General features: G+C 64.8%; 29 protein-coding genes. 20 read left to right on the top strand and 9 right to left on the bottom strand.

Annotation, left to right across the window (positions count from 1 at the left end; genetic code table 11):
• Window positions 1–181: 181 nt before the first annotated feature.
• Window positions 182–595 (top strand): flagellar assembly protein FliX, encoded by a 414-nt coding sequence (locus M2427_RS24535; protein WP_280709327.1) that lies wholly within the window; start codon window positions 182–184, stop codon window positions 593–595.
• 37 nt (window positions 596–632) lie between these two features.
• Here the strand turns inward: M2427_RS24535 and M2427_RS24530 are convergent, their stop codons facing one another.
• Window positions 633–1,004, bottom strand: a complete 372-nt coding sequence (locus tag M2427_RS24530; protein WP_280709325.1) for a helix-turn-helix domain-containing protein — start codon at window positions 1,002–1,004, stop codon at window positions 633–635.
• A gap of 145 nt (window positions 1,005–1,149) precedes the next feature.
• On the opposite strand from M2427_RS24530, the gene M2427_RS24525 reads away from it, so the two are divergent.
• Together M2427_RS24525 and dksA are read left to right on the top strand one after the other, a co-directional pair.
• On the top strand, window positions 1,150–1,761 hold the full coding sequence (locus tag M2427_RS24525; protein ID WP_280709324.1) for an NAD(P)-dependent oxidoreductase: 612 nt from the start codon (window positions 1,150–1,152) through the stop codon (window positions 1,759–1,761).
• Between the two features lie 216 nt (window positions 1,762–1,977).
• Window positions 1,978–2,343 carry an RNA polymerase-binding protein DksA gene (gene dksA, locus M2427_RS24520; RefSeq protein WP_008142458.1) on the top strand — a complete coding sequence of 122 codons (366 nt, stop codon included), beginning with the start codon at window positions 1,978–1,980 and terminating at the stop codon, window positions 2,341–2,343.
• A 283-nt stretch (window positions 2,344–2,626) separates the two neighbouring features.
• On the opposite strand, the gene M2427_RS24515 is transcribed toward dksA, so the two are convergent.
• On the bottom strand, window positions 2,627–3,025 hold the full coding sequence (locus M2427_RS24515; RefSeq protein WP_280709321.1) for a helix-turn-helix domain-containing protein: 399 nt from the start codon (window positions 3,023–3,025) through the stop codon (window positions 2,627–2,629).
• 94 nt (window positions 3,026–3,119) lie between these two features.
• Between M2427_RS24515 and M2427_RS24510 the strand changes: the two genes are divergently transcribed.
• A complete protein-coding gene (locus tag M2427_RS24510) occupies window positions 3,120–4,148 on the top strand; it encodes an aldehyde reductase (protein WP_280709320.1) in 1,029 nt (342 codons plus the stop codon).
• Between the two features lie 84 nt (window positions 4,149–4,232).
• Window positions 4,233–5,012 carry a fumarylacetoacetate hydrolase family protein gene (locus M2427_RS24505; RefSeq protein WP_280709318.1) on the top strand — a complete coding sequence of 260 codons (780 nt, stop codon included), beginning with the start codon at window positions 4,233–4,235 and terminating at the stop codon, window positions 5,010–5,012.
• A gap of 218 nt (window positions 5,013–5,230) precedes the next feature.
• On the opposite strand, the gene flgH is transcribed toward M2427_RS24505, so the two are convergent.
• Genes flgH through flgF form a run of 4 tightly spaced genes read right to left on the bottom strand, consistent with a single transcriptional unit; the run spans window position 5,231 to window position 8,763 of the window.
• Window positions 5,231–5,992, bottom strand: coding sequence for a flagellar basal body L-ring protein FlgH (gene flgH / locus M2427_RS24500; RefSeq protein ID WP_280709317.1), 762 nt, complete (start codon window positions 5,990–5,992; stop codon window positions 5,231–5,233).
• A 9-nt stretch (window positions 5,993–6,001) separates the two neighbouring features.
• Window positions 6,002–7,186 (bottom strand): flagellar basal body P-ring formation chaperone FlgA, encoded by a 1,185-nt coding sequence (flgA, locus tag M2427_RS24495; RefSeq protein WP_280709316.1) that lies wholly within the window; start codon window positions 7,184–7,186, stop codon window positions 6,002–6,004.
• A 10-nt stretch (window positions 7,187–7,196) separates the two neighbouring features.
• Entirely contained in the window at window positions 7,197–7,985 is a 789-nt protein-coding gene (gene flgG, locus M2427_RS24490) for a flagellar basal-body rod protein FlgG (RefSeq protein WP_212241008.1), read from the bottom strand.
• A gap of 16 nt (window positions 7,986–8,001) precedes the next feature.
• Window positions 8,002–8,763, bottom strand: a complete 762-nt coding sequence (flgF, locus tag M2427_RS24485; RefSeq protein ID WP_280709315.1) for a flagellar basal-body rod protein FlgF — start codon at window positions 8,761–8,763, stop codon at window positions 8,002–8,004.
• Window positions 8,764–9,149: 386 nt separating this feature from the next.
• Here flgF and fliL point away from each other — a divergent pair, with 386 nt between their 5' ends.
• The 6 genes from fliL to M2427_RS24455 all read left to right on the top strand — a co-directional run bounded on the left by fliL (window position 9,150) and on the right by M2427_RS24455 (window position 16,295).
• A complete protein-coding gene (gene fliL / locus M2427_RS24480; protein ID WP_280709314.1) occupies window positions 9,150–9,641 on the top strand; it encodes a flagellar basal body-associated protein FliL in 492 nt (163 codons plus the stop codon).
• 30 nt (window positions 9,642–9,671) lie between these two features.
• Window positions 9,672–10,874 carry a flagellar motor switch protein FliM gene (gene fliM, locus M2427_RS24475; protein WP_280709313.1) on the top strand — a complete coding sequence of 401 codons (1,203 nt, stop codon included), beginning with the start codon at window positions 9,672–9,674 and terminating at the stop codon, window positions 10,872–10,874.
• Window positions 10,871–11,317 carry a DUF6468 domain-containing protein gene (locus M2427_RS24470; RefSeq protein WP_212241013.1) on the top strand — a complete coding sequence of 149 codons (447 nt, stop codon included), beginning with the start codon at window positions 10,871–10,873 and terminating at the stop codon, window positions 11,315–11,317. Before fliM ends, M2427_RS24470 begins: the two co-directional genes overlap by 4 nt.
• A gap of 9 nt (window positions 11,318–11,326) precedes the next feature.
• A complete protein-coding gene (locus tag M2427_RS24465; protein ID WP_280709311.1) occupies window positions 11,327–12,088 on the top strand; it encodes a flagellar protein FlbB in 762 nt (253 codons plus the stop codon).
• 104 nt (window positions 12,089–12,192) lie between these two features.
• The gene (locus tag M2427_RS24460; RefSeq protein ID WP_280709309.1) at window positions 12,193–15,978 is read left to right on the top strand and encodes a tetratricopeptide repeat protein; all 3,786 of its coding nucleotides are present in this window, start codon (window positions 12,193–12,195) and stop codon (window positions 15,976–15,978) included.
• An 80-nt stretch (window positions 15,979–16,058) separates the two neighbouring features.
• Window positions 16,059–16,295 (top strand): hypothetical protein, encoded by a 237-nt coding sequence (locus M2427_RS24455; protein ID WP_280709308.1) that lies wholly within the window; start codon window positions 16,059–16,061, stop codon window positions 16,293–16,295.
• Between the two features lie 13 nt (window positions 16,296–16,308).
• Here M2427_RS24455 and fliP read toward each other — a convergent pair whose 3' ends face one another.
• Together fliP and M2427_RS24445 are read right to left on the bottom strand one after the other, a co-directional pair.
• Complete coding sequence (fliP, locus tag M2427_RS24450) at window positions 16,309–17,094, bottom strand: flagellar type III secretion system pore protein FliP (RefSeq protein ID WP_280709307.1); 786 nt, start codon at window positions 17,092–17,094, stop codon at window positions 16,309–16,311.
• Window positions 17,091–18,041 (bottom strand): flagellar biosynthetic protein FliO, encoded by a 951-nt coding sequence (locus tag M2427_RS24445; RefSeq protein WP_280709306.1) that lies wholly within the window; start codon window positions 18,039–18,041, stop codon window positions 17,091–17,093. Before M2427_RS24445 ends, fliP begins: the two co-directional genes overlap by 4 nt.
• Window positions 18,042–18,393: 352 nt before the next feature.
• Here M2427_RS24445 and flgB point away from each other — a divergent pair, with 352 nt between their 5' ends.
• From flgB to M2427_RS24400, 9 genes are all read left to right on the top strand, one after another.
• On the top strand, window positions 18,394–18,798 hold the full coding sequence (flgB, locus tag M2427_RS24440; protein WP_280709305.1) for a flagellar basal body rod protein FlgB: 405 nt from the start codon (window positions 18,394–18,396) through the stop codon (window positions 18,796–18,798).
• 18 nt (window positions 18,799–18,816) lie between these two features.
• A complete protein-coding gene (gene flgC / locus M2427_RS24435; protein WP_280709304.1) occupies window positions 18,817–19,242 on the top strand; it encodes a flagellar basal body rod protein FlgC in 426 nt (141 codons plus the stop codon).
• Between the two features lie 17 nt (window positions 19,243–19,259).
• Window positions 19,260–19,568: a flagellar hook-basal body complex protein FliE gene (gene fliE, locus M2427_RS24430; RefSeq protein ID WP_280709303.1), complete on the top strand. Its 309-nt coding sequence runs from the start codon at window positions 19,260–19,262 to the stop codon at window positions 19,566–19,568.
• Between the two features lie 68 nt (window positions 19,569–19,636).
• Window positions 19,637–19,900, top strand: coding sequence for a flagellar biosynthesis protein FliQ (gene fliQ, locus M2427_RS24425; protein WP_027534765.1), 264 nt, complete (start codon window positions 19,637–19,639; stop codon window positions 19,898–19,900).
• A gap of 17 nt (window positions 19,901–19,917) precedes the next feature.
• Window positions 19,918–20,688 carry a flagellar biosynthetic protein FliR gene (gene fliR, locus M2427_RS24420; protein WP_280709302.1) on the top strand — a complete coding sequence of 257 codons (771 nt, stop codon included), beginning with the start codon at window positions 19,918–19,920 and terminating at the stop codon, window positions 20,686–20,688.
• Window positions 20,689–20,697: 9 nt separating this feature from the next.
• On the top strand, window positions 20,698–21,777 hold the full coding sequence (gene flhB, locus M2427_RS24415; protein ID WP_280709301.1) for a flagellar biosynthesis protein FlhB: 1,080 nt from the start codon (window positions 20,698–20,700) through the stop codon (window positions 21,775–21,777).
• Between the two features lie 154 nt (window positions 21,778–21,931).
• Entirely contained in the window at window positions 21,932–24,517 is a 2,586-nt protein-coding gene (locus M2427_RS24410; protein WP_280709299.1) for a PAS domain-containing protein, read from the top strand.
• A 234-nt stretch (window positions 24,518–24,751) separates the two neighbouring features.
• The gene (locus tag M2427_RS24405; protein WP_280709297.1) at window positions 24,752–25,720 is read left to right on the top strand and encodes a Tim44 domain-containing protein; all 969 of its coding nucleotides are present in this window, start codon (window positions 24,752–24,754) and stop codon (window positions 25,718–25,720) included.
• Window positions 25,721–25,852: 132 nt separating this feature from the next.
• Entirely contained in the window at window positions 25,853–26,560 is a 708-nt protein-coding gene (locus M2427_RS24400) for a glutathione S-transferase (RefSeq protein WP_280709296.1), read from the top strand.
• Between the two features lie 104 nt (window positions 26,561–26,664).
• Here the strand turns inward: M2427_RS24400 and M2427_RS24395 are convergent, their stop codons facing one another.
• Complete coding sequence (locus M2427_RS24395; protein WP_280709295.1) at window positions 26,665–26,835, bottom strand: hypothetical protein; 171 nt, start codon at window positions 26,833–26,835, stop codon at window positions 26,665–26,667.
• Window positions 26,836–26,951: the final 116 nt, after the last annotated feature.

The following is a 26,951-nucleotide window of genomic DNA, read 5'->3' as shown; positions in this document are numbered from 1 at the left end:
CCAACGCGGGGCAGAGGGGTTAGGCGATTGAATAGGTTGAGTAAATTTGTTTTCTCTGGTGTCAGCGGGTGTTGCCGCTAGGGAGCGAAACTGCCGTGTGTCGGCAGATTTTGCCGGGCCGTTTACGTCCCGTTAACCATAAAGCGGCGAATGTGGCGCATCGATCACCCGGATTGCCTCGATGCGCATCTACGGACCGAATGGCACCACGCTTGGAACGCCGGCCAGCCAGGCCAGGCGAACGAGTTCTGGCACCTTCGTGCTGCCCGACACCTCGTCGACGCAGGAGACGCGCAGCGCCTCCGCACCGAAGGCCACCACCAACATCGACGGGCTGCTCGCGCTGCAAGGCATCGAGGAAGATCCGGCCGAGCGCCGCAAGCGCTCGGTTGCCCGCGGCAAGACCGCGCTCGATGTGCTTGACGATCTCAAGATGGGGCTCTTGTCCGGCAACCTCGACAAGTCGACGGTGTTGCGGCTGCGCGATGCGGCGGCAAACCTGAAATCGTCTTCCGGCGATCCCGGTCTGGACTCCGTGCTCTCCGAGATCGAGCTGCGCGTCGAGGTCGAGCTGGCGAAAGCCGGGCAGGGCTAACGATCATCCGGCAACGTGAAGCTCGTGTGGAACTGCCTTACGCCGCTTCCTCTTTCTGCTGCGAATCGTAGCGGCGTTGGGCAGCGAGCACGTCTTTCAGATTTTCCTCGGCCCAATCGCGCAGCGGATCGACTGCGGCTGCGAGCGTTACGCCAAGCTGCGTGATCGAATACTCCACCGTCACCGGCACGGTTGCGATGGCGCGGCGCTTGAGCAGGCCGTCGCGTTCGAGCGACTTGAGAACCTGGCTCAGCATCTTCTGCGAGATCCCTTCAATCGTGCGGCGCAACTGATTGAAGCGCATCGGCTCCTCGCGCAGCAGCAACAGGATCAGCACGGCCCATTTGTCGCCGACGCGATCGAGGATCTGGCGTGTCGGGCACTCGGCGGCGTAGACATTGGGCTTCATCTCAGTTCCTCGCGCTTGCTGGGTTCGTCTAGCTTCGTTCCGGTTACTCCTGCGTAATCAGGTAAGCACAAAGTGCGCTCTTAACACCAGCGTTCATTGCGTTATCTAGTAACTATTGGTTACCACAGAAGCGAAGGAGCCTTCCATGAAAATCGCAGTTGCCGGCGCCTCGGGCCGGGCCGGGTCGGAGATCACCAAGGAGCTGTCCCGCCGTGGACACGCGGTTACCGCCATCGCCCGGAACCCCGAGAAGATCGCAGGCCTGCCGAACGTCACGCCGACCAAGGGAGACGTGCTCGACCAGGCCGGTCTCACCAAGCTCTGGACCGGGCATGACGTGGCCATCAGCTCCGTCCACTTCCTGGCGAGCGATCCGCACAAGCTGATCGGCGCGGCCAAGGATTCGAAGGTCGGGCGCTACCTGGTCGTCGGCGGCGCCGGCAGCCTGGAGGTCGCTCCCGGCGTCAAACTGGTCACGACCCCCGGTTTCCCGGCCCAATACAAGGCCGAGGCGGAGGCCGGTGGGGTGTTCCTGGACCTGCTGCAGCAGGAGAAGGACCTGAACTGGACCTTCATCTCGCCCTCGGCGCTGTTCGTCGAGGAGGCGCGGACGGGCAAGTTCCGGCTCGGGACCGACCAGCTTCTCGCAGATGCGAACGGCAAGAGCTGGATCAGCTTCGCCGACTACGCCATCGCGCTGGCCGATGAGATCGAGAAACCGGCCCACTTAAGGCAGCGTTTCACGGTCGGCTACTAGGCCGTTGGCCGCCCCCGGGCTTCTGCCGGATAAACCTTCCTGTGCAAGGGTTTGGGGGCGGTAACTGCGCCATTAAGGAAATATTGTCTGTCACAAGGGGTAGCTATATAAGCCCCGGCTCAACGGACCCCGTTCCGTTCGCGAGTCGTTGCTTAAGAAGATAGGCCGCCCTTGGAAAAGTTGAAAAACTACCGACCGACCGAAAAAGAGCCTTTCATGAACGACCGGCAGAAGGAGTACTTCCGTATGAAGCTCCTCGCCTGGAAGGATGAGATCCTCAAAGAGTCCAAGCTCACCCTGCAGGCTCTGCAGGAGGAGAACGTGAACCACCCCGATCTTGCCGATCGGGCATCGTCCGAAACTGACCGCGCCATCGAACTCCGCGCCCGCGACCGCCAGCGCAAGTTGATCGCCAAGATCGACGCCGCGCTCCAGCGCATCGAGGACAACACCTACGGCTATTGCGAGGATACCGGCGAGCCGATCTCGTTGAAGCGGCTCGAAGCCCGGCCCATCGCGACGCTCTCGGTGGAAGCGCAGGAGCGCCACGAGAAACGCGAGAAGGTCTATCGCGACGAATAGAGTCCGAGCCGCAGAGATGCGGCTCTTTGTTTTTGGGCTCAAGGCGCGGTTTCGCGCCGCGATCGGCATTTTGTCTGTCGCTTGCCGCCCGTGCGCTTCGACGCATGCGCGCAATCGCGAAAAGTGAATCGCGATCAATGGGCTAGAGTCCATTGCTGCGAGCTCACGTGAGTTCACATCAGAAACAGCCTTCACTTCAGGTGCGGGAGGTTTTGCGAGTCGCATCAACGAGATCTGCCCGGATGCTGACAGTCTGATCAAGCAGCATCATGTTTCGCTGCAATCAGGCTTCATGCGACGCCGCAAGGCGCGCATCTCCATAAAGCCTGGACCAGCTCAATATTTCCTTAAACGCCGGCAGCAGGCCGTAAGCCGCGTCCGTCAGCTCGTATTCCACGCGAAGCGGCTTTTCCGCGAAGGCGGTGCGTGACACCAGCCCATCCTGCTCGAGCTCGCGCAGTTGCGTGGTCAGCATGTGCTGGGTGATGCCGTCGATGGACCGGCGCAATGCGCCGAACCTGATAGCCCCGTTCATCAGCGCGAACAGGATCTCCAGCTTCCATTTGCCGCCGAGCGCATGGATGGCGCGCTTGAAGTCGGTAAGCAGGGCGGGGTCCGGGCTGCAATCGCAGTCGCCGTCGCAAAGGCTGGTCAGGTTTTCCATACCGGTCTCGAAATCCATTCTACTTGTTCCCCTTGGAGATAGTGACCAGATGCGGCCTTGAGCAGGGTCGCGGAACCAATTGGTTGGCCGGCGCAACAAGGGACATTGGGCAATGAGCATCGTTCTGGTCACCGGCGGGTCGGGCTTCATCGGCATTCATGTCATTCTGCAGCTTCTGGCCGCAGGCCATGCCGTACGAACGACGGTGCGCCGGCCGGACCGGCAGGCCGACGTGCTGGCGATGCTGCGCGAGGGCGGAGCGGCCTCGCCTGAAAGCCTGTCCTTTTTTACCGCCGACCTCACGGCGGATGAGGGCTGGCGCGAGGCAGTCGCGGGCTGCGACTACGTGCTCCATGTCGCTTCGCCCCTGTCGACCAGTGTGCCTGCGGACGAGAACGAGATGATCATCCCGGCCCGCGACGGCACGCTGCGGGTGCTGCGCGCCGCGCGGGATGCCGGCGTCAGACGGGTCGTGGTCACTTCGTCGCTGGGCGCGATCGGCTACGGCCATCCGCCGCGGGAGAAGCCGTTCGACGAGACCGAGTGGACCAATCTCGGCGGCGCGGACGTGCAGCCCTATATCAAGTCCAAGACACTGGCCGAGCGGGCAGCCTGGGATTTCATCGCGCGCGAGGGCGGCGGGCTCGAGATGTCGGTGATCAACCCCGCCGGCGTTTTCGGCCCCGTTCTGGGACCGGATTTCTCCGGCTCGATCGAGATCATCAAATCGCTGCTCGACGGCGCCATGCCGGCGGTGCCCAGGGTCTATTTCGGCGTGGTCGACGTGCGCGATGTTGCCGATTTGCATCTGCGGGCGATGACTGCGCCGGAAGCCAAAGGCGAGCGCTTCATCGCGGTCTCCGGCGAGACGCTGTCGATCCTCGACATCGGCAAGGTGTTGCGGCGGGAACTCGGGCCGCAGGCGCGCCGGGTTCCGCGGCTCCAGGCGCCCGATTGGCTGGTGCGTCTCGCCGCGCGCCGGATTCCCTTGCTGCAGGCGGTCCTGCCGATGCTCGGACGTGTCAGGCGCTCCACCAGCGCCAAGGCGAGGTCGGTGCTGGGCTGGCAGCCGCGCTCCAACGATGAGGCGATCCTCGCCACCGCCGAGAGCCTGATCAGGCTCGGCCTCGTCAAGAGCTGACGACCCGCCGCCCGTGCTTGTCAGGCCCGGGCGGGGATGCTCAAGTGCCACCCCCTTGATTGCGTAGCGTGGGAGGCGGCGCCGATGGACAAGATTCTCGAAGCCGCAAAGGCGGTCGCGCTGGCGCGACGCAACCACGCGCCGCTCGCCGCGCTCGAGGTTCCGCCTGGCGACGAGGCCGAAGGCTATCAGGTCCAGCGCGCGCTGCATGATCTGCTGCTGCCGCATGTCGGTCCGCTGGTCGGCTACAAGATCGGCTGCACCAGCCAGGTGATGCAGGACTACATCGGCATCCCGCATCCCTGCGGCGGCGGCGTGTTCCAGAAGGGCGTGCACGACAGCGGCGTCAAGCTCGCGGCCTCCGACTATGTCCGTGTCGGCGTCGAATGCGAGATCGCGGTGCGGCTCAAGCGCAATCTTGCCGCCGGCGAAGCGCCATTCACCGCCGAATGGGTCGGTGAGGCCGTCGAGGCCTATCATCCCGCGATCGAGATCGTCGACGACCGCTACGTGAAGTGGGAGACGATGGGGGCGCCCACGCTGATCGCGGACGATTTCTTCGCCGCCGGCTGCGTGCTGGGCGCCTCCGTTCCGCGCTCGTCGGTTCCGGACCTGAAAGCCGTCAAAGGCCGCGCCATCGTCAACGGCGAGGAGGTCAGCCACGGCACCGGCGCCGACGTGCTCGGCCATCCCCACAACGCACTCGCCTGGCTCGCCAACCACCTCGCCGCCGAAGGCAAGGGCCTGCATGCGGGACAGCTCGTGCTGACGGGGAGTCTCGTGAAGACGCTGTGGCTGAAAGCCGGCGACAAGGTGCGGATGGAGCTGGACGGGCTGGGCGTGGTGGAGGCGGAGTTTAGCTGAACTCCCTCCGCCGTCATTGCGAACGGAGCGAAGCAATCCAGAATCTATCCGCGGATGGACTCTGCATTGCTTCGCTGCGCTCGCAATGACGGAGTGGAAGGCAACACCACCGCCCAAAAATACATGCGGCCCTTGCCAGGGGAGCTAGCAAGGGCCGCGTAGTACATCGTCGTTCGCGCCTAGGTTCGCGAGCACGATGTGGGAGCTCGTTGAGAAGCTTAGAAGGGCAGCAGCACGTCCATGACTTGCTGGCCGTAGCGCGGCTGCTGCACGTCCGTGATCTGGCCACGGCCGCCATAGGCGATGCGGGCCTGCGCGATCTTGCTGGAATCGATGGTGTTGTCGCTCTGGATGTCCTCGGGGCGGACGATGCCGGCAACCACGAGCTCGCGGATCTCGTAGTTGACGCGGATCTCCTGCTTGCCTTCGACCACGAGGTTGCCGTTCGGCAGCACCTGGGTGACGACGGCGGCGACGTTGGTCTGCAAGGCTTCCGTGCGGTTGACCGAGCCCTTGCCGTCGCTGGAGGCGGTGGAGTCGGCGGTGAGGATGCGGCCGGGCAGAATCTTGTTGGCCTGGGTGATCGTCTTGCTGCCGATGAAGTCGGTGATCCCAGAGTCTTCCTTGTTGGTGCGGCTGCGCTGGGTCTCGTTCTCGATATTGGCCTTGTCGGTGATGTTCACGGTCACGGTGAGCAGGTCGCCGACATGGGTGGCGCGCTGGTCCTTGAAGAAGGCGCGGCTGCCGCTGCGCCACAGCGAGTTCGGACTGTAGGAGGCGACTTCCGGCTTCGGCATCGGCATCTGCACCGGCTTGTAGCCGGGCTGCGTCGTCGGGTTGTCGATCGCCGACAGTTTCGGTTGCTCGCCGATCTGCGACAGGCGGTCGATCGAGGAGCAACCGCCCAGCGCGCTGGCTGACAGCAGCAGGGCAGAAATCGCGCTGCGACGAAAACGAGAGGCCGAACTGAAAGCGGACATGACTAACTCTTACTTTGCCTGGGCTTGCGAGACGCGAGCTTGCGGGATCTGGGCTTGTGCGACTTGAGCTTGACTTTGAGTGGCCAGACCTTGAGCGACTTGACCTTGAGTGGCCTGGGCCGGCGACGCGGGAGCCTGGACCAGGTTCCGGACGAGGGCGTCGGTGTCGACAGGGGCGGGCGCTTCGTCGCGCTTGAGCGAGGAGGTCTGCTCGACCGCCGCCGGCATCGGCGCCGACTGGCTGGAGCCCTGCACGGTGACCTGGCCGCGGCCGGTGACGACACCGGTCAGCGTGCGCTTGGTCTGCAGATTGATGACACTCACGGTGTCGCCCTCGGCACCGCCCTCGATCGCCTTGCCGCGGGTGGTGAGGTAGATCCCGGGGACCTGGTAGATGACGGTGACGCTCTGGTCGCGCGATACGAATTCTGGCCTGGCGATGTCGGCGACGCGGATCGGCGTGCCGGCGCGCATGGGCCGGCGCAGCTGCATGCCGACCGCGCGCTCGCGCGGCGCGGGCTCGCCCGCCACTTCCGCCTTCGGCCGGCGCTCCTGGGCCACGTCGGAGGATTTCAGCATGTCGCTGCGGTCGATGTCGCGGGTCAGGACCGCGACCTCGACGGTCTCGATCGCCGTGCCGGTCAGGCGCAGCTTGGTCGGCGCGGGGTTGCTGTCGTTGTTGATCTCGAAAGCGATGTCGAAGCGGCCGCCGCGGGCGTCGTAGCGGGTGGCAACCGCCTGCAGCGCGCCGGTGTTGGAGGCATCCAGCCGCATGTCGGCGATGCCGCGGTCGAAGGTGACCATGATGTTGGCGGCATCGCCAAGTCCAAAGCGGCGCTCGAGCGCGGAGGCGACCGCGTTTTCGAGATCCTTGTTGGCGAGCGTGCGGGCAAGGCGGGAGACCTGGACTTCCTTGATGTCGCCGGTCATCACGCCGATCACCTGCTTCGCGCGGAGCACGCCCAGGACCTGGGCGACGGTCAGAGTGCCTGTCGTGCCGAGATCGGGTGAACGATAGACCGGGATCAGCGCGGCGGAGCCGGCATTGTCGATGAGGTCGCCGACCCGAACCACGTCCGACGTGACGGTGACGTTCGCGCGCAGCGTCGGCGCAGCGATGCCGTCGTCGGCGGCCTGCGCCGGCAGGGCCAGCGCGAGCAGGGCGGAGAGGGCGAGCAGCGCGGTGCGGATCATGATCATTATCTCAGCGGAACAGCGCCGTGGTCGATTGCATCATCTGGTCGGCGGCGCTGATGACCTTGGCGTTCATCTCGTAGGCGCGCTGCGCCGCGATCAGGTCGCTCATTTCCGACACGACGTCGACATTGGCCTGTTCGAGGCTGCCTTGCGTGATCTTGCCGTAGCCTTCGGAGTTCGCGGTGCCGTCCTGCGGCGTGCCCGACGACGTCGTCTCGACGAACTGGTTGCTGCCGACCGGCTGCAGGCCCGCCTTGTTGATGAAACGGGTCACGCCGATCTGGCCGAGAACGGTGTTGCTCGACGAGCCCGGCAGCGTCACGGTCACCTGGCCCTGCTCGTTGACGGTGATGCCCGAGGCGTTGTTCGGGATCGTGATGGTCGGCTGCACCGGGTTGCCGCCCGCGGTGACGACGCGGCCCTGATTGTCCATCTGGAAGGTGCCGTCACGGGTGTACTGGTAGGTGCCGTCGGGCATCAGGATCTTGAAGAAGCCTTCACCCGAGATCGCGAGGTCGAGGTCGTTGCCGGTCTGCGACAGCGTGCCCTGCGTCATGCTGCGCGGCGTGCCGACGGTCTTGACGCCGCCGCCGATGTCGACGCCGACCGGCAGGATGGTGCCCTGGTCCGAGGCTTGCGCGCCGACGCGGCGGATGTGCTCGTAGATCAGGTCCTGGAACGCCGCCGTCTGCTTCTTGAAGCCGGTGGTGCGCAGGTTGGCGATGTTGTTGGAGATCACCTGAACGTTCAGTTCCTGTGCCGCCATTCCGGTCGCTGCGGTGTGAAGCGCCTGCATGTCAGTTCTCCCTCAATCAGGCCGGAACGTCGGCGAGCTTTTCGATCGCCGATTTGTGCATGTCGCTCTGCTGCTGCAGCAGGTTGGCGATCGCGGTGTAGCTGCGCATCACCTCGACCATGCGGCTCATCTCGCCGACCGAGTTCACGTTCGACTTCTCGACGTAGCCCTGCTGCAGCGTGGACTTGCTGTCGGTCTGCTGGTTGGCGGAGCCGGCGGCGTAGAGATTGGCGCCGAGCTTGGTCAGCTTGGCCGGATCGTCGAACGTCACCATCTTGATCTTGCCGCGGATCGAGTCGGTCTTGGCCGTGCCCTCGAGCACGGTCACGGTGCCGTCGGGAGCGACATTGACGTCATGGTCGGTCGGCTGGAACACGATCGGGCCGCCGGTGCCGAGCACGAGATTGCCGTCGGAGGTCATCAGCTGTCCGGTGCTGCTGAGGGCGAACTTACCGTCGCGGGTGTAACGCTCGGCGCCGTTGGCCTGCACGGCGAAGAACGCGTTGCCGCTGATCGCCATGTCGAGCGGGTTGTTGGTCGCCTCCATCGGCCCCTGGCCGACGTCGCGGTAGGTGCCGCGGTCCTGCACATAGGAGACCCGGCGATCGGAGCCGACGAAATTGTCCTCATGCGCGTTCGAGTTCAGATATTCCTCGAACAGCGAATGGTCGGCCTTGAAGCCGTTGGTGTTGGCATTGGCGACGTTGTTGGCGATGACATCCATCTGCCGCTCCAACGTCATCTGCCGTGACAATCCGATCAGAAGCGCATTCTGCATCGGTCAATCTCCCCTCGAGTGAGCTCAGCCATTTCGCTCTCCCAAGCGCCTTGGCCGATCCCGTGAAAGAGGCCGTCAGGTTCTCCCAAACCGTTCGGTCTCGACCCTCTCTTAGCGAAAGCCGTGCCAACTCGGAAAGATTTGTGATTACAGTCGGTTATGGATTTTGCGGAGGCAAAAGCTGGGGGCAGAAAGGTTCTGTTAGCCATGTTTGCCCGGCAGATTTTTCCTAGTGGAAGCCCAATCGAAAGGTTCCGTTAACCATTATTACCGTAGCGTTTGCAGTGAAGAGGAGCGCTTTGCGCTGGGGCATTTGTATCGCGTCACTGTCTGCCAGAAGGCTGCGCTCTTTCGACCCTTTATGAGACGAGCGAGCCCGGACGATCATGGCAGAGAATGAAGCGGAAGGCGGCGCAGGCGCGGAAGCCGCTGCCCCCAAGAGCAAGTTCAAGCTGATCCTGATCGTCGTCGGCGCGCTGGTCCTGCTCGGCGGCGGTGCCGCGACCTGGTTCCTGTTCTTCCGTCATGGCGACGAAGAGCATCATGCCGAAGCGGCGCCCCCGCCGAAGCCGCCGGCCTTCGTCGACGTGCCCGACATGATGGTCAACCTCGCCGGTGCACCCGGCGAGCGCGTGCAATATCTCAAGCTCAAGATCGTGCTCGAGCTGAAGGAAGAGAAGCAGATCGAGGCGATCAAGCCGTCGATGCCGCGCGTCACCGACATCTTCCAGACCTATGTGCGCGAGCTCCGCTCCTCGGACCTCAACGGCTCCGCCGGCATCTTCCGCCTCAAGGAAGAGCTGACCAAGCGCGTCAACGCCGCGGTCGCGCCGATCCAGGTCAGCGCGGTGCTGTTCAAGGAAGTCGTGCTCCAGTGAGGATGCTGCGGAAGGCAACGGGCTAGCGTCATGGCCGGCAACGAGCAAATGGACCAGGATGCGATTGCCGCCCAATGGGAGGCGTCGCTCGATTCCGAGGATCCCGCGGAGGCCGCGAAGGCCGCTGCCGAAAACGAACTCTCGGAGACCATGGCCCTGCAATGGGCGGCCATGGTCGAGGACGGGAGCCGCGATCTCGGCACCGGCAAGAACTCCGGCGAGCGGGTGCTGTCGCAAGAGGAGATCGACAATCTCCTCGGCTTTACCGTCGGCGACGTCACGCTCGACGACCACAGCGGCATCCGCGCGATCATCGATTCGGCGATGGTCTCCTACGAGCGCCTGCCGATGCTCGAAATCGTCTTCGACCGCCTGGTGCGGTTGTTGACGACCTCCTTGCGCAATTTCACGTCCGACAACGTCGAAGTCTCGCTCGATCGCATCACCTCGGTGCGCTTCGGCGATTACATGAACTCGATCCCGCTGCCCGCCGTCCTCACCGTCTTCAAGGCCGAAGAGTGGGACAATTTCGGCATGGCGGTGGTGGATTCCAGCCTGATCTACTCGATGATCGACGTGCTGCTCGGCGGCCGCCGCGGCTCCAGCCAGCTGCGCATCGAGGGCCGGCCCTATACCACGATCGAGACCGAGCTGGTCAAGCGCCTGGTCGAAGTGGTCATGGCCGATGCCGAGCAGGCATTCCGGCCGCTGTCGCCGGTGACCTTCACGATCGACCGGCTCGAAACCAATCCGCGCTTCGCCGCGATCAGCCGTCCCGCCAACGCCGCGATCCTGGTGCGCCTGCGCATCGACATGGAAGACCGCGGCGGCAATATCGAGCTGCTGCTTCCCTACGCGACGATCGAGCCGATCCGGCCCGTTCTGCTCCAGATGTTCATGGGCGAAAAGTTCGGCCGTGATCCGATCTGGGAAGGCCATTTCGCCACCGAGATCGTGCAGGCCGAGATTTCCGTCGATGCCGTGCTCTACGAGGCCGACATTCCGCTCAAGCAGCTGATGCGGCTCAAGGTCGGCGACACCCTGCCGCTCGATATGCGCGCGGATGCCAACGTCACCGTGCGTTGCGGCGACGTCACGATAAGCGAAGGCCGGATGGGCCGGGTCGGCGACCGCGTCGCGATCCGCGTGACGAAACCCTTGCGCAAGCCAAGTACGACACTTGCGATGTTCGAGAAGGTGGACGAACAGAACAAGCTGATGGAGGCCCCATGAACCACTCCCTAGGAATGGCGATCGAGACGCTGGTGGCCATTCTGCTGATGCTCACGATCGGCTACTGCATCCTGCTCAACAAGCGGCTGACGCGGCTCAAGGCGGACGAGCATTCGCTGAAGGCCGTGATCGGCGAGCTGATCACCGCAACCGAGATCGCCGAGCGCGCGATCGGCGGGCTCAAGCTCGCGGTCCGCGACGTCAACGAGAACCTCGGCAGCCAGCTCGCGGCCGCCACGCAGATGTCCGATCAGCTCTACAAGCAGCTCGGCGAAGCCGACAACGTGGTGCGTCGGCTCTCCAAGATCGCGATTGCGGCGCGTCCGGTGACGAATCCGGAAGCTGCCGCTGCCCCGGTCGCCAAGCCGTCGCCTGCGAAGGCGGTGGCCGCCGCCGCCGAAGCCTTCTCCGAACGCCGACGGTCCAACGGTCTCGCCGCATAAAGTCAGGGTATGAAGTCCTTTCGTAACATCCGCGTCATTCCGGTCGTTCTGGTTGCGGTCGCAGGTCTCGCCACGCTGAAAGTGGCGGGGCTCGTGATCAATGGCGGCTATGTGTTCGACTACCAGCCGAACAGCGCGAAGAAGTCCTGGGCACAGGAGAATCTGAATTTCCCGACCGGGCGAGAGGACCCCGACATCACCGGCTCGACCCATGGCGAGCCGAAGGAAGCGCCGAAGCCGGCTGCTCCCGAGAGCAAGCCCGAGGGCACGCCGGTCAAGATGGACGAGTCCCAGCCGCAGGTCTCGGCCTCGGAGCGTGCGATTCTGGAACGGCTGCAATCGCGCCGCCAGGAGATCGAGGCCCGCCAGCGCGAGATCGACATCCGCGAGAGCCTGTTGAAGTCGGCGGAGAAGCGTATCGAAGGCAAGGTCGAGGAGATGAAGGCGGTGGAATCCCGCATCAGCGCGACCCAGGCCGAGCAGAAGGCCGCGGAGGCTCAGCGCTTGAAGGGCCTCGTGACCATGTATGAGGGCATGAAGCCCAAGGACGCCGCGCGGGTGTTCGACCGGCTCGAGATGGGCGTGCTGATCGAGATCGCCTCGGCGATCGCCCCCCGGAAGATGTCCGACATCCTCGGGCTGATGTCGTCGGAAGCTGCCGAGCGGCTCACCGTCGAGATGGCACGCCGTGCCAATGGGGGCGGCGATCAGGCTGCTTCCGCCGGGGATCTCCCCAAGATCGACGGCAAGCCGACGCAAAAGCCGAATTGAGGGCTCATACTTAAGAAGTCCTTAATTGCGAAAACCTACATTCGAGGGCATGGGCCGGCACCAGTGCCGGCGTGGACCTTGTCGGACCGGAAGAAATGCCGCCAATGGCGCGAGAGGCTGCCGCTGGATTTGTGTCGCGAGCCCGCGCTTTGGCGCTGGAGCTGTCGCGCCATGTCCGCAAGGCCGTCCTGCTCGGTGCCTGCGCGCTGGTCGGCCTTAATACCGTTGCTCATGCGGCTGATCCGATCCGGGGGGAGGCGAGCTTCTCGGCCGCGGGCGGCTTTGCCCGTCTCGTGATCAAGCTCGGCGAGGACGTTCCCTCCGAGGTGACGACGGCCGGCTCCATTCTCATCATCCGGTTCGATCGTCCCGTCGACGTCCCCGTCGATCGCGTACCGGAGGGGGCGCCCGACTACGTCAATTCCGCGCGTCGCGATCCCGACGGCGTCGCGATCAGGCTGTCGCTGGCGCGGCGCGTCACGGTCAACACCATGAATGCCGGCGAGCGCACCTTCATCGATTTGCTGCCGGAAGGCTGGAAGGGCCCGCCGCCGAGCCTGCCGATGGACGTGGTGAAGGAGCTCGCCGAGCGTGCGCGCGCCGCCGAACGTGCGCTGCGCGCCCAGCGTGCCGCGGCCGAGACCAAGAAACGTCCGCCGATCCGCGTGCGCGCCTCGGTGCAGCCGACCTTCGTACGCTTCGTGTTCGAGATGCCCGACGGCGTCGGCGTCTCCTCCGTGCTCAACGAGCAGAAGCTGACGCTCGCCTTCAACGCCAATCTCAATTTCGACCTTGCGGACGCCGTCGTTGCGGCGCCTCCGAACGTCGCTTCGATCAAGCAGAAGGCCGACATCGATACGACCAGCGTCGAGATCGCGCTGATCGGCGATTCCGATGTGCACTCTTTCCGCGACGACAAGAACTACGTCGTCGACATCGCCTTCCAGCCCGACAAGGGCAAGATGGCCGCGACGCCTGAAGCCGCGATCGCGAAGGCCGAAGCCGGTGGTCACGGAGCGCCCGCCGCTGAAAAGCCGGCAGCGGCGAAGCCGAACGACGCCCATGGTGAGATCAAGCCGCCGACTTCGGAGGCGATCGCGCGCGAAGCCAAGATCGAGGTGAAGCCGGAAGCCAAGTCGGAAGCCAAGTCGGAAGCGAAGTCCGAAGCGAAGCCGGAAGCACCCGCCCCGATGCCGGCCGCCGAAGCGCCAAAGCCGGCGATGACTTCGACCGAAGCTCCACACGTCACGGAAGCGCCCAAGCCTGCGCTGCCGGCAATGGAGGCCGCCGCGCCCGCCAAGTCGACGGTTGCCGAAGCGCCCAAAGAGGCCGCGAAGGAGCCGGTCAAGGAAGAGCCCAAGGAGACGATCAAGGAAGCGGTCAAGGACGCGCCGAAAGAAGCGCCCAAGCCTGCGCCGGTCGAAGCTCAGGCAGCGCCGCCGTCTCCCGTCGCCAGCGTCGATGCGCGGCGCGATAGCGACGGCCTGCGCGTGACGTTCCCGCTTGCTGTCGCAACGCCGGCCGCCGCGTTCCGCCGTGGCGACACCGTGTGGCTGGTGTTCGACTCACCGAAGCCAATCGACGTCGAGGCGATCCGCACCAGGGGCGGTGCGATGATCGGCGATGTCAGCCGCATGCCGCTCGAGAAAGGGCAGGCGGTGCGGATCCGTCTCACCCGTCCGCTGGTCTATTCGCTGACCAGCGAGGAGATCGGCAAGGAGACCAATTGGCTGCTCACGCTCGCCGACAAGATCCAGGCGACGCCGCTGCCGCTGATGATGTCGCGCAACATCACCGATCCTGCGCTTGCCAACATCGCCATCCCCTTCGCCAATCCCGGCCAGCTGCACAAGCTCACCGATCCCGACGCCGGCGACATGCTGTATGTCGTCACCGCACAGCGACCGGTCCGCGGCTTCATCAAGCGGCAGGATCTCGTCGATCTCTCGCTGCTGGAATCCGCGCACGGCATCGCGATCCGACCGAACTCCGACGAGGTCGGTGTCGAGGTTGGAGCCGACAAGGTCATTCTCGGCAAGAAGGGCGGCCTGACGCTGTCACCGGTCGACGTCTCGGCCGAGCGGGCGCCGACTGCGGTGCGGCCGATCTTCAGCCCCGAGAACTGGCGCAAGGGCCAGTCGGAAGATTTCTGGACGCGCCAGAGCGATCTGATCACGGCGATCTCGGCGGTCGAGCCGGGTCAGCGCTCGCTGCCGCGGCTCGACCTCGCCCAGTTCTACATGTCGCGCGCGATGTATCACGAGGCCAAATCCGTGACCGAGGTGATGCTGGCCGATCCTCTCAACAAGGAGGAGAGCAACGCGCTGATCATCCATGCGATCGCCAGCATCCTGATCGGCCGGCCGGCACAGGGCCTGAAGGATCTCGCCAATCCCGTGATCGGCAACAGCCACGATTCCCAGCTCTGGAAGGCGCTCGCCTATGCGCGGCAGGGCAAATGGGCCGACGCCCGCGAAAAATTCAAGAACGTCGAATTCGCCATCGCCTCGCTGCCGCTCGACATCCAGCGCATCGTGACGATGGACGCGATGCGCGCCTCGCTCGAGGTGAAGGACTATGCCGGTGCCTCCAAGCGCCGCGGCGAGATCGAGGTGGTCGGGGTGTCGCCGGAGGCGGCGCCGGGCTTTGCGGTGCTGCGCGGCCGTCTCGCCGAAGCACTCGGCCACGACAAGGATGCGCTCGACGACTACAAATTAGCGGTCGCCTCGAACGACCGGCAGGCCGCCGCCGAAGCCAAGCAGCTCGAGGTCGCGCTGCGGCAGAAGCGTGACGAGATCAGCAAGGAAGATGCCCTGCGCGAGCTCGAGACGCTGTCGATGACCTGGCGCGGCGATTCGATCGAGGTCAAGACGCTGCAGATGCTGTCGCAGATGTATGCCGAGGCCGGCCGCTATCGCGACGCGTTGACCGCCGCTCGCACCGCGACCAGGCTGCAGCCGAACGCGGAAGCCTCACGTCAGGCGCAGGATCTGGCGTCCGATCTCTTCACGCAGATCTTCCTGGGCCCCAAGGGCGACGAGCTGCCGCCGGTCGAGGCGCTCGGGATGTTCTACGAGTTTCGCGAGCTGACGCCGATCGGCCGCCGCGGCGACGAGCTGATCCGGCGCCTCGCCGATCGTCTCGCCTCGATCGACCTGCTCGACCAGGCCGCCGAGCTGCTGCAATACCAGGTCGACCACCGCCTCGAAGGCGCTGCGCGTGCGCAGGTCGCCGCGCGCCTCGCCATGATCTATCTTGCCAATCGCAAGCCCGACATGGCGATCACGGCGTTGCGCGCGAGCCGCATCAGCGACCTCTCCGGCGAGTTGCGCCAGCAGCGCCTGCTGCTGGAAGCGCGCGCACAGAGCGATGTCGGCCGTCATGATCTCGCGCTCGATATCGTTTCCAACGTCTCGGGACGGGAGGTGCTGCGGCTGCGGTCCGACATCTTCTGGGCGGCGCGACGCTGGCGCGAGTCCGCCGAGCAGGTCGAGCTGTACTACGGCGAACGCTTCCGCGACTTCAAGCCGCTCAATGCGGTCGAGAAGAGCGACATCATCCGCGCCGCAGTCGGCTATGCGCTCGCCGACGACTCCATCGGTCTGTCGCGCTTCCGCGAGAAATACGCCCCCCTGATGAGCGAGAGCGCTGACAGGCTCGCCTTCGACATCGCCAGCAAGCCGGCCGGCGCCTCCAGCGCCGAATTCGCTGAGATCGCCAAGCTGGCCGCCAGCGTCGACACGCTCGATGGATTCCTTCGCGAGATGAAGCAGCGCTTCCCCGACGCCACCGCACGCGCCCCGGCCTCGCCGCAGGCCAAGGACGAGACCGATCACACCGGCTCACTGCCGACGATCCCCGTCGTGCGGCAGATCAAGATGACGCGGTAACAACCCTGCTACTTCTGGCCTCTCGACAGGTGCCGGATGAGACGGCAACCTGTCGCCCTTCATGCCGGGAGAGCGACGATATGAGCAAGCCTGCCAAGACCGAAGCCGAACTCATCGCGATGGCGCGGGCCGAGTTGAAGGTCCATACCGATGGGCCTGACAGCCTCGTCATATCGATTGTTCGCGACGGCGACAGCTGGGAGTTCCGCGCCGACGCCGACCAGGCGACGCGGGACAAGCCCGGCTTCCCCGAAAGCGTCGCCATGCTGGTGCAGATCGGCGATCACCTCAGCAAGCAGTATGACGTGAAGGGGTAGGGCCGGAGGCCAACTACCCCCCGTAACTCTGCACCAGGCTACCCGCCACCAGCGACCAGCCGTCGACCAGCACGAAGAAGATCAGCTTGAACGGCAGCGAGATCGTCGCGGGCGGCAGCATCATCATGCCCATCGACATCAGCACCGAGGCGACGACGAGGTCGATGATCAGGAAGGGCAGGAACAGCAGGAAGCCGATCTCGAAGGCGCGCTTCAGCTCGGAGATCATGAAGGCCGGGACGAGGATGCGCAGCGCGAGCTCGTCAGGCGTCGCCGGCGGCGGTTCGCCGGAGAGATCGAGAAACAGCTTCAGATCCTTCTCGCGCACGTTCTTCTGCATGAAGCCGCGCAACGGGACGGATGCGCGCTGCAGCGCGTCCTCAACGCCGATCTGGTTGGCGACCAGCGGACGGATGCCATCGTCGTAGGATTTCTGCAGCACCGGTCCCATCACGAAGAAGGTGAGGAACATCGCCAGCGCCAGGATCACCGAGTTCGGCGGCGCGGTCGCCGTGCCCATCGCGGTGCGCAGCAGCGACAGCACGACCACGATGCGCGTGAAAGACGTCATCATGATCAGGATCGACGGCGCGATCGACAGCACCGTGAGCAATGCGATCAGCTGGATCGCGCGCTCGGTGACACCGCCACCGCCCTGGCCGCCGAGATTGATGCTGATGTCCTGCGCTTGCGCAGGGGTGACGAGCAAAGCCGTGACGAGCAACACCGTGGCGAGCAAGGCCGCGGTGATCAGAACAGAGGGGACAAGAACTCTACGCGGGAAGGACGGCAGCCTCACGAAGACGGCTTTGGACGGCCGAGCAGCGAGGCCATCTCGTCTTCGAGATTTTCAAAGCTGGTCTTCTCCGCAGCCGGCCTGGCCGGCGGCGCCGGAGGCTCGACGCGCGCGGCGCGCGGCGGAGGTGCAGGCGGATCCGGCGCAACCGGGGGCGCGAGGGTCTCGCCGGCGGGACGGCGCAGGGCCGCCTCGAGGCGCTGGGCCATTTCGGCAAGATTCTGTTCGGCGCTCGACGGCGCGGCGGCGGGCGGCGGAACAGGCGGAGCCTGTGGTACGGGCGGAGGCGGCGGCGCGGGCGAACGCTCGGCACGCACCGGCGGCACCTTCGCCGGCTCGCTCTGGCGCGGCGGCCGCGGCATCAGCGGCGGCTCGCTGCGCGCAACGCGCGGCATCGGCTCGGGACGGGGCTCACGCTCGGGGCGCGGCGGCATCGGTTCGGGCGAGAAGCCGCCAAGCTGCGGCTCGCTGCGGCGCTCGGCGAGAGCAGGGGCCGGCCTGCGGACCTCGTCGGCGAAAGACGGACGCGTCGGCCGTGGCGGCGGCTCGGGCATCTGCTCGGGATGGTCGAGCACTTCGGGACGCGGCGCTTCGTCGGCCCAGCTGCCGGCATCGGGCATCGGGGCGAGGCGCGGCGGCTCGGCGGCGCTGGAACGTTGCGGAATCTGGTCACGGCCGGCGGCGGCGCGGACGATGTTCGGTTCGACGACGATGTCGGTCGGGCCGCCGATCATCAGGAGATGTTCGACATTGTCACGGCGGACCAGCACCAGGCGTCGGCGGCCATCGACCGCAGCCGCGTCGATCACCGCCAGCCGGGGCATCCTGCCGCGCTGGGTGTTGGCACCGAGCCGGGTGTTGGCGAATCGGCGGAGCAGCCAGAAGACGGCGCCGATCAACGCCAGAACGACGATGAACGCGACGATGAAGGTGATAGGGCTACCGTTCATACCTGTCCCCGGTAAATGGCGCTTCTTCCGTGCCTGCGGTCAGACGTCGACCACCGGCTTGCGATGCCCCAAAACTGCGATCTCTTAACGTCCCGCGGCAAGTTTTGCCGTCCCCAACTCCTAATAACCTATGAATCGCCCGATCCAAAACGACTTCTTGGCTTGTGCACGCACCGCCAAGCGGTTGGGTTAATGCGGCTTTTGGGATGCGTAGAATCACGGGCGGAGGATCGCATGTCTCAATCGGAAACATGCATCCGCCCCACCTTAACCACCTGTTAACCATACACGCGGCAAATTCTGCCTAGCTTCGGGCCTTGAGGGTCCGCAAGGGGCGGAAGGAGCCGCAACGATGTCCATCAACGATCTTCCGGTGCTGTCGGCGCTTCGCACCAAGATGCAGTGGCACCAGGAACGCCAGCGCGTCCTGTCCGAGAACGTCTCCAATTCCGACACCCCCAATTTCCGGCCGCGCGAGCTGGTCGAGCCGAAGTTCGACAAGACCGGTGCGACCACCGGCTCGATGGGGACCCTGGCCATGACCGTGACCAGCGCTTCCCACATGACGCCGCCGGGGGGGGCCTCGAGCTTCGACCAGAACAAGAACGCAGGTTTCGAGACGCGTCCCGCGGGCAATGCCGTCAATCTCGAAGAAGAGATGATGAAGTCCGCCAACAACCAGATGGATTATGCGGCGGTGACTTCGCTCTATTCGAAGAGCCTGCATCTTCTCAAGACCGCGATCGGCAAGGGCTAGGGCTAGAGGACGCAGACAATGGCGAATGACAGCAGTGACTTTGCCCGCTCGATGGCGATCGCAACCTCCGGCCTGCGGGCGCAGGCCGGGCGCATGCGGGTGATCTCCGAAAACATCGCGAACGCGGACTCGACCTCGGCGAGCGCAGGCGGCGATCCCTACCGCCGCAAGGTGCCGACGTTCTCCTCGGCACTCGACCGCACGCTCGACGCGCAGGTCGTCACGCTCGGCAAGATCAAGCCCGACCAGTCCAATTTTCGCGTCAAATACGAGCCGAGCAATCCGGCGGCGGATGCCTCCGGCAACGTCAAATATCCCAATGTGAACTCGGTGGTCGAGATGACCGACATGCGCGATGCGCAGCGGTCCTACGAGGCCAATGTCAACATCATCAGTGCAACGCGCCGGATGATCCAGCGCACGCTCGACATCCTCAAGGCCTGAACAGGAACCCTTAAGCCATGGCAACACCGACAATCGCGGCCAATGCCTACGCCAACCTTGCCCGCGTGCTGGAGAACAGCGGCGCCGGCAAGGGCAGCGAAGCGAACGGCCAGTCCTTTGCTTCGCTGCTGAAAGACGCTGTCGGCAGCGTCATGGAATCCGGCCGCAAATCGGACGCGCAGACCGTGGCGATGGCCAACGGCAAGGCCAACGTGATGGACGTGGTGACGGCCGTGGCCGACACCGACGTCGCGGTGTCCACGCTGGTCTCGGTCCGCGACCGCGTGATCGCGGCGTATGAAGACATCATGAAGATGCCGATCTGATTGTCATTCCGGGGCGCGACGACGTCGCGAGCCCCGGAAAGACGAAGTAACTGAAAGCGAGAATCAACATGACCGGACCCGAGACCCTCGACGTCGCCCGCGATGCGATCTGGACGATCGTGATCGTGTCCTCACCGCTGATGGTGGTCGGGCTCGTGGTCGGCGTGATCGTGTCGCTGTTCCAGGCGCTGACGCAGATCCAGGAGCAGACGCTGGTCTATGTGCCGAAGATCCTGGCCATTTTTGCCACAATGCTGCTGGCGCTACCGTTCATGGCCGACGCGCTCCATTCCCACATGCTGCGGATCTCGTCGCGAATCATCGGCGGCTGAGGCACTATGCGCCCACCATGCGCATCGACGTCTCGCTGCTGCCGGCGCTTGCCGCAGCCTTCATGCTCGCCTTCGCCCGGGTCGGCGCGATGGTGATGCTGCTGCCGGGCCTCGGCGAGACCAACATCCCGACGCGGGTGAAGCTGTCGATCGCGCTGCTTCTGACGCTGATCATCCTGCCGCTGCATCGCAACGCCTATCACGTCGACATGGGCTCGCTCGCGCCGATGCTGGTGTTGATGCTGCACGAGATCGTGATCGGCATCGTGCTTGGCGCCACCGCGCGCGTGACGCTCGCAGCCCTCCAGGTCGCAGGCGCCGTGATCGCGCAGCAGATGGGGCTCGGCTTCGTTACTTCGGTCGATCCGACACAGGGGCAGCAGGGCGTGCTGGTCGGCAACTTCCTGACCATGCTGGGTGTGACGTTGCTGTTCGCCACCGACAGCCACCATTTGGTGATCGCGGCGCTGAACGACAGCTACGCGATCTTCTCGCCGGGCGAGACCGTCTCGAGCGGCGACGTCGCCTCGCTGGCCACGCGAGCGTTTTCCGCGGCATTCCTGCTCGGCCTGCAGCTGTCGGGGCCGTTCCTGGTGTTCGGGCTCGTCTTCAACATCGGGCTCGGTGTGCTGGCCCGGCTGATGCCGCAGATGCAGGTCTATTTCGTCGGCGTGCCGCTGTCCATCTTCGTGGGCTTCATGGTGCTGGCCGTGGTGCTTACCGCGATGATGGGCACTTATCTCGACTACTTCATCGGTGTCATGCACCAGATGCTGCCGCTCAAATAAGAGAGATCGATGGCGGAAGACAACGATCCAGAGAGTCAAACAGAAGACCCGACACAAAAGCGCCTGGAACAGGCGCTCGAACGCGGTGACGTTGCCAAAAGCCAGGAGATCAACACCTGGTTCATGATTGCTGGCGGCACGCTCGTGATTTCGACCTTCTCCGGCTCGGTCGGCAGCGGGCTGCTGACACCGATGCGCAATCTGCTCGCCAATTCCTGGATGATCAAAACCGATCCCGGGAATCTGCTCGCGTTGATGCAGAAGATCGAGGTCGCGGTGTTGGCTGCGGTCGGCGTGCCGCTCCTGATGCTGGTGATCGCGGCGATCGCCGGCAACATGCTCCAGCATCGGCTGGTCTGGTCAGCCGAATCCCTCACGCCCAAATTCAGCAAGCTGTCGCCGGCGGCCGGCTTCAAGCGCATCTTCGGCAAGCAGGCGGGCGCGAATTTTCTCAAGGGAATCGGCAAGCTCGTCGTGCTCGGCGTGGTCATGACCACGGTCCTGTGGCCGGAGCGGCACCGCATGGAGGCGATGGTCAAGCTCGATCCGATGGCGATGCTGAGCGCCAGCACCGGCATGACCGTCCATCTGCTCGGCGCTGTGGTCGCAGCGCTCGCGATCATCGCGATCGGCGACTATTTCTTCCAATATCGCAGCTGGTTCCAGCGGCAGAAGATGTCGCTCCAGGAGATCAAGGAAGAGTTCAAGCAGTCCGAAGGTGACCCGCACATCAAGGGCAAGATCAGGCAATTGCGCCAGCAGCGCTCCAAGAAGCGCATGATGGCAGCGGTTCCCAAGGCCTCGGTGATCATCACCAACCCGACCCACTATTCGGTGGCCCTGTCCTACGAGCGCGGCATGTCGGCGCCGATCTGCGTCGCCAAGGGTGTCGACAACCTCGCTTTCAAGATCCGGGAGATCGCGCGCGAGCACGACATTCCGATCGTCGAGAACGTACCGCTGGCCCGCGCGCTCTATGCGACCGCGGACATCGACAAGGAAATCCCTGTCGAGCACTACCATGCGGTCGCCGAAGTCATCGGCTACGTCATCCGGCTGAAGCGCGGTTTCAGTGCCGCGCGGCAATAAAACCCCCGAAAAGTACCGGAAATGGCCGTAAGCTGGGAATCAGCGTACCTTTCGCTCCTGCCGCCCTTGCGTCTGCGGGTCCGATTCAGGCAGGGAGGACCCCACGTGCCCCATGGCGCGTTGATTCTCTGCTGACAGGCTGCCCTAGCGTGAAATGACCGCCGAGACCGACCACGACCTGTCACGCGAGCCCGTTGCGGCGCATGAGCCGTCGCCGCGCTCGGGCAGCATTGCGCTGGTGCTGCTGGTGGCGACCGGCCTGGTCGCGGTGGCCATCGGGCTGATGACGCTCGGGCGCGCGCAGGCGCAACCATATATCCTCGGAATCCTCGCCGTGCTGGCGATGATCGGCCTGTTCAACCTGTTCGCCTTCGCCGCCGGCATCATCCGCTTCGTCGACCGCAATCTCGATGATCCCGTGATGGGGCGGATCGCCGATCACGCCTTCGACGGCCTGGCGGTCACCGATCCGCGCGGCCATGTCGTCTATTCCAACGCGGCCTATCTGACGCTGACCGGCGCTGCCGGCCCCCAGGACGTGCGCCCCGTGGAGCGCGTCTTCATCGGCAACCCGGATGTTTCCGAAGCGGTGTTCCGCCTGCTCAAGGCGGCGCGCGAGGGCAAGCGGCAGCAGGAAGAGGTCCGCATTTCCGGTCAGGACGGCAGCCACGGGCGATGGCTGCGCATGCGGGTGCGCCCGCTCGGCACCGGCAAGCGCGAGGCCAAATATGCGGTGTGGTCGATCGCCGACATCACCCGCGACCGCGAGCGCCAGGAGGACGTGTTCCAGGAGCTTCAGCACGCGATCGAATATCTCGATCACGCGCCGTGCGGTTTCTTCTCGGTCAATCCTGCCGGCGAGCTCGCTTACGTCAACGCGACGCTGGCGAACTGGCTCGACTACGACCTCGCCGAGATCGGCTCGGGCGGGCTGAAGCTCGCCGACATCGTCTCCGGCGACGGCGCCTCGCTGCTGAGCTCGATCGTGGCGGTGCCGGGCGAGGTGAAGACCGAAGTCTTCGACATCGATCTGCGCATGCGCAACGGCAAGACCATGCCGGTCCGGCTCTATCACAAGCTCGCCTTCGGCGCCGACGGCGCGCCAGGGCCCTCGCGCACGCTGGTCATCAGCCGCGCCCGCGACGAACGCAGCGATCCCGATCGCGCCGCCGAAGTGCGCTTCATGCGCTTCTTCGATCACACGCCGATGGCGATCGCGACCGTCGATCGCGGCGGCAACGTGGTGCGGGCGAACGCGCGGTACGCCAAGCTCGCGCAGGGTCTCGGGCTCGACAGCGCCAGCAAGTCGATCTTCCGCGCGGTCAATGCGCGCGACCGGAATCTGCTGATCGCCGCCATCAACCAGGCCGCGGAAAACCAGGCCGATATCGCCCCGGTCGAAGTGGCCCTGGAAGGCACCAGGGAACGCTGGGGCCAGTTCTTCGTCACGCCCGTCGATGCGGCCGAGAACGACGCTGAAGCCGCCATCGTGCACATGCTCGAGACCACCGAACGGCGCGCGCTGGAGAATCAGATCAACCAGTCGCAGAAGATGGAGACGGTCGGCCAGCTCGCCGGCGGCATCGCCCACGACTTCAATAACGTTCTTTCCGCCATCATGATGGCGAACGACTTCCTGCTGAACGCGCACAAGCCGACCGATCCGTCGTTCCAGGACATCATGCAGATCAAGCAGAACGCGACGCGGGCTGCGACGCTGGTGCGGCAACTGCTGGCGTTCTCGCGGCGGCAGACGTTGCGGCCGCAGGTGCTCGATCTCGGCGATGCGCTCTCCGATCTCACCATGCTGTTGCGCCGGTTGATCGGCGAGAAGGTCAAGCTCGACCTGGTCCACGGCCGCGACCTCTGGCCGGTCAAGGTCGACGTCTCCCAGTTCGAGCAGGTGATCGTCAATCTCGCGGTGAACGCGCGTGACGCCATGCCTGATGGCGGCAAGCTGATCATCCGCACCGCCAATGTCGGAAGCGAAGAGGCGGGCAAGCTCGCCTATAAGGGCATGCCGGCGGCGGATTATGTGCGGATCGAGGTCGCCGACACCGGCACCGGCATTCCCGCGGACATCCGCGACAAGATTTTCGAGCCGTTCTTCTCGACCAAGGAGGTCGGCAAGGGCACTGGCCTCGGCCTCTCGACCGTCTACGGCATCGTCAAGCAGACCGGCGGCTTCATCTACGTCGATTCCGAGCCGGGGCAGGGCACTTCGTTCCACATCTTCCTGCCGCGCCATCACGCCGAGCCGGAGGTGCAGGTCGAGCAGCCCGCGGCTGCGGCCCCTGCGACGGACGGCGCCACGAAGGAAGCCGCGGCTGCCGCCGTGGAAGCGAAGCCGCGCACCGATCTCACCGGTCAGGGCACCATCCTGCTGGTCGAGGACGAAGAAGGCCTGCGTGCGCTCAACGCCCGCGGCCTGCGCTCGCGCGGCTACACCGTCGTCGAGGCCGAAAACGGCGTCGACGCGATGGAGGTGCTGGAAGAGCAGAGCGGCGCGATCGATCTCGTCGTCTCCGACGTCGTGATGCCGGAGATGGACGGACCGACGCTGCTCAAGGCGATGCGGGAGAAGAACCCCGACATCCGCTTCATCTTCGTCTCCGGCTATGCCGAAGACGCCTTCGAGAAGAGCCTGCCCGAGGGCCAGCAGTTCGACTTCCTGCCAAAGCCGTTCACCCTCAGCCAGCTCGTGGCGGCTGTGAAGGAGACGATGACGAAGCAGGGGTGAGGTAAGGGATGGCGCGCTGGCCCCTCCGTCATTGCAATGACGAGGAGAGAGCGCCGCCGGTAACCGGCGACCGCAGTTCCCCCGCATCCCCGCCTAACCCCCGACAAATACGGGCTTTTGCCATATCCCCGCGACCGAGGGCCGCAGCAGGGGGGGCCGAAACCGGCTTCCTTTTTGGTGAAGTCTGCCCATCTTAGCAGCGCATCCCCATGCCGGGGATTTTGGGAAACGCACATGAATTTCTCGCAATGGTCCCGCACTCTCGTGAAGACGATTGCCGTCGTTCTGGCGCTCGCGGTGCCGACGGCGCTGGCGATCTCGTCCGCTGACGCCCGCGTCGGCGGTGGGTTCTCGTCGGGTTCGCGCGGTTCACGGACCTTCTCGGCCCCGCCGTCAACCACGACCGCGCCGGGCTCGACCTCGCAATTCAACCGTACCTTTAGCCAGCCTGGCGCCGGCATGAACACGGCTGCGCCCGCGCGCGGCGGTCTGTTCGGTCGCGGTGGTGGCTTCCTCGGTGGTCTTGCGGCCGGCTTCCTTGGCGCAGGCCTGCTGGGCATGCTGTTCGGTGGCGGCCTGTTCGGCGGCCTCGGCGGTCTGTCGTCGATCCTGGGCCTGATCATCCAGATCGTGCTCGTCGTGTTCGTGGTGCGGCTGGCGATGTCCTGGTGGCAGCGCCGCAATTCGCCGCAGGCGGCCTATGCCGGTGCGGATGCCGGTGGCGGTCAGCAGACGAGCTATCGCAGTGGTCTCGGTTCGGGTCTTGGCGGCGGCTTCGGCTTCGGCGCCAACAACGCGCCGCTCGAGATCAAGCCTGCTGACTACGAGGCGTTCGAGCGTCTGCTCGGCGACATCCAGGCCGCCTGGTCGAACGAGGACGTTGCAAAATTGCACACGCTCGCGACGCCGGAAATGGTCTCTTATTTCGAGCAGGACCTTGCCCAGAACCGCGCGCGCAATGCGGTCAACAAGGTGACCAACGTCAAGCTGTTGCAGGGCGACCTCGCCGAAGCCTGGCGCGAAGGCGGGACCGACTATGCGACGGTGGCGATGCGCTTCGCGCTCACCGACAAGACGGTCGATCGCAACACCGGTGCGATCGTCGCCGGCGGCGAGCAGCCGAGCGAGGTCACCGAAGTCTGGACCTTCGCGCGCCGCTCGGGCAGCCCTTGGGAATTGTCGGCGATCCAGCAGACCAACTGATCGCCGGTCACCGCAAAAGACGAGGGCGTCGTGCTTCGGCACGGCGCCCTTTTTCTATTTGCTCCGCTGCACGACGACGGAACTTGCGGCGCGTGCTAGATTTGTCATGCGCGCGTCTCAAAGGACTATCCCATGACATACGAGCTCTACTACTGGCCCGAGATCCAGGGCCGCGGCGAATATGTGCGGTTGGCGCTGGAGGAGGCGGGGGCGGCCTATGTCGACGTTGCACGCGGCCCGCGCGGCAGCGGCGCCATGATGAAGATGATGGAGGCCCACAAAGGCACGCCGCCCTTTGCGCCGCCGTTCCTGAAGGCGGGCAAGCTTGTGATCGGCCAGACCGCCAACATCCTGCTCTATCTCGGCGCCCGTCATGGACTGGCGCCCAAGACGGAAGCAGGACAGCTCTGGGTGCACCAGCTGCAGCTCACCATCGCCGATTTCGTGCTCGAGATTCACGACACCCACCATCCGCTCGGGCCTTCGCTGTACTACGAAGACCAGAAGGCGCCGGCGAAGAAGCGTACGGCTGAATTCTGGGATGAGCGCGTGCCGAAATATCTCGGCTATTTCGAGCAGCTTCTCGACGACGTCAGTGGTGCCTATGTCACAGGTCGGCGTCTGACTTACGTCGATCTCTCGCTATTCCAGATCGTCGACGGCCTGCGCTACGCCTTCCCGAAGCGCATGAAGGCGTTCGAGAGGAAAATACCAGGTCTCGCCGGTCTGCACGATCGCGTTGCCGCACGGCCGAACATCAAGGCCTATCTCGCAAGCGAACGTCGCATTCCGTTCAACGAGCAGGGCATTTTTCGACACTATCGCGAGCTGGACGCCTAAGGCCGGTCTCGCACGAGTCTGGCCGGGCTATCCGGCAAAGATGCGGCCGGACGCGCGAAAGGCCCGGTCGTCAAGACCGGGCGATCCATCGCAGGCAAGCGCGGTCAGGCGAGCTGATCGATCCGCGTGCCCTGGCCCGGCGGCAGTGGCGCGGGCGGCGTCGGCTTATAGGTCGGGTCGGTGTCTTTGGTCTTGGTCCGGTCGTCCTGCTTGCTCGTGTCGTAGCTCGGAACCACGACCGTCACAGGCGGCGGCGCAACACTTGAAACGCTCATCCACAAATCCTCACAGATTGAAACAATTGACCTTGCCCCGGAGGGGACGAAAGGTCCGTCAAGCCAATCGTTAAAATGCGAGGGATATGGTCGTTTCCTCGTCACTGCGAGCGCAG

Source organism: Bradyrhizobium sp. BR13661, from assembly GCF_029892425.1.
Lineage (GTDB): Bacteria > Pseudomonadota > Alphaproteobacteria > Rhizobiales > Xanthobacteraceae > Bradyrhizobium.
Note: the sequence above shows the minus strand (reverse complement) of the source record. Positions and strands in the feature narration are given on the sequence as shown.

Coding starts and splice junctions, on each gene's coding strand:
- M2427_RS24515 (WP_280709321.1), bottom strand. CDS start 3,025: ATGGATTTCGAGACCGGTATGGAAAACCTGACCAGCCTTTGCGACGGC.
- flgF (WP_280709315.1), bottom strand. CDS start 8,763: ATGCAGAATGCGCTTCTGATCGGATTGTCACGGCAGATGACGTTGGAG.
- M2427_RS24510 (WP_280709320.1), top strand. CDS start 3,120: ATGAGCATCGTTCTGGTCACCGGCGGGTCGGGCTTCATCGGCATTCAT.
- fliQ (WP_027534765.1), top strand. CDS start 19,637: ATGACCGGACCCGAGACCCTCGACGTCGCCCGCGATGCGATCTGGACG.
- fliM (WP_280709313.1), top strand. CDS start 9,672: ATGGCCGGCAACGAGCAAATGGACCAGGATGCGATTGCCGCCCAATGG.
- fliR (WP_280709302.1), top strand. CDS start 19,918: ATGCGCATCGACGTCTCGCTGCTGCCGGCGCTTGCCGCAGCCTTCATG.
- flgH (WP_280709317.1), bottom strand. CDS start 5,992: ATGTCCGCTTTCAGTTCGGCCTCTCGTTTTCGTCGCAGCGCGATTTCT.
- M2427_RS24445 (WP_280709306.1), bottom strand. CDS start 18,041: ATGAACGGTAGCCCTATCACCTTCATCGTCGCGTTCATCGTCGTTCTG.
- M2427_RS24455 (WP_280709308.1), top strand. CDS start 16,059: ATGAGCAAGCCTGCCAAGACCGAAGCCGAACTCATCGCGATGGCGCGG.
- fliE (WP_280709303.1), top strand. CDS start 19,260: ATGGCAACACCGACAATCGCGGCCAATGCCTACGCCAACCTTGCCCGC.
- flgA (WP_280709316.1), bottom strand. CDS start 7,186: ATGATCCGCACCGCGCTGCTCGCCCTCTCCGCCCTGCTCGCGCTGGCC.
- dksA (WP_008142458.1), top strand. CDS start 1,978: ATGAACGACCGGCAGAAGGAGTACTTCCGTATGAAGCTCCTCGCCTGG.
- M2427_RS24395 (WP_280709295.1), bottom strand. CDS start 26,835: ATGAGCGTTTCAAGTGTTGCGCCGCCGCCTGTGACGGTCGTGGTTCCG.
- M2427_RS24405 (WP_280709297.1), top strand. CDS start 24,752: ATGAATTTCTCGCAATGGTCCCGCACTCTCGTGAAGACGATTGCCGTC.
- flgG (WP_212241008.1), bottom strand. CDS start 7,985: ATGCAGGCGCTTCACACCGCAGCGACCGGAATGGCGGCACAGGAACTG.
- fliL (WP_280709314.1), top strand. CDS start 9,150: ATGGCAGAGAATGAAGCGGAAGGCGGCGCAGGCGCGGAAGCCGCTGCC.
- M2427_RS24505 (WP_280709318.1), top strand. CDS start 4,233: ATGGACAAGATTCTCGAAGCCGCAAAGGCGGTCGCGCTGGCGCGACGC.
- M2427_RS24535 (WP_280709327.1), top strand. CDS start 182: ATGCGCATCTACGGACCGAATGGCACCACGCTTGGAACGCCGGCCAGC.
- M2427_RS24525 (WP_280709324.1), top strand. CDS start 1,150: ATGAAAATCGCAGTTGCCGGCGCCTCGGGCCGGGCCGGGTCGGAGATC.
- M2427_RS24530 (WP_280709325.1), bottom strand. CDS start 1,004: ATGAAGCCCAATGTCTACGCCGCCGAGTGCCCGACACGCCAGATCCTC.
- M2427_RS24400 (WP_280709296.1), top strand. CDS start 25,853: ATGACATACGAGCTCTACTACTGGCCCGAGATCCAGGGCCGCGGCGAA.
- M2427_RS24460 (WP_280709309.1), top strand. CDS start 12,193: ATGGCGCGAGAGGCTGCCGCTGGATTTGTGTCGCGAGCCCGCGCTTTG.
- flgB (WP_280709305.1), top strand. CDS start 18,394: ATGTCCATCAACGATCTTCCGGTGCTGTCGGCGCTTCGCACCAAGATG.
- flhB (WP_280709301.1), top strand. CDS start 20,698: ATGGCGGAAGACAACGATCCAGAGAGTCAAACAGAAGACCCGACACAA.
- flgC (WP_280709304.1), top strand. CDS start 18,817: ATGGCGAATGACAGCAGTGACTTTGCCCGCTCGATGGCGATCGCAACC.
- M2427_RS24465 (WP_280709311.1), top strand. CDS start 11,327: ATGAAGTCCTTTCGTAACATCCGCGTCATTCCGGTCGTTCTGGTTGCG.
- M2427_RS24410 (WP_280709299.1), top strand. CDS start 21,932: ATGACCGCCGAGACCGACCACGACCTGTCACGCGAGCCCGTTGCGGCG.
- M2427_RS24470 (WP_212241013.1), top strand. CDS start 10,871: ATGAACCACTCCCTAGGAATGGCGATCGAGACGCTGGTGGCCATTCTG.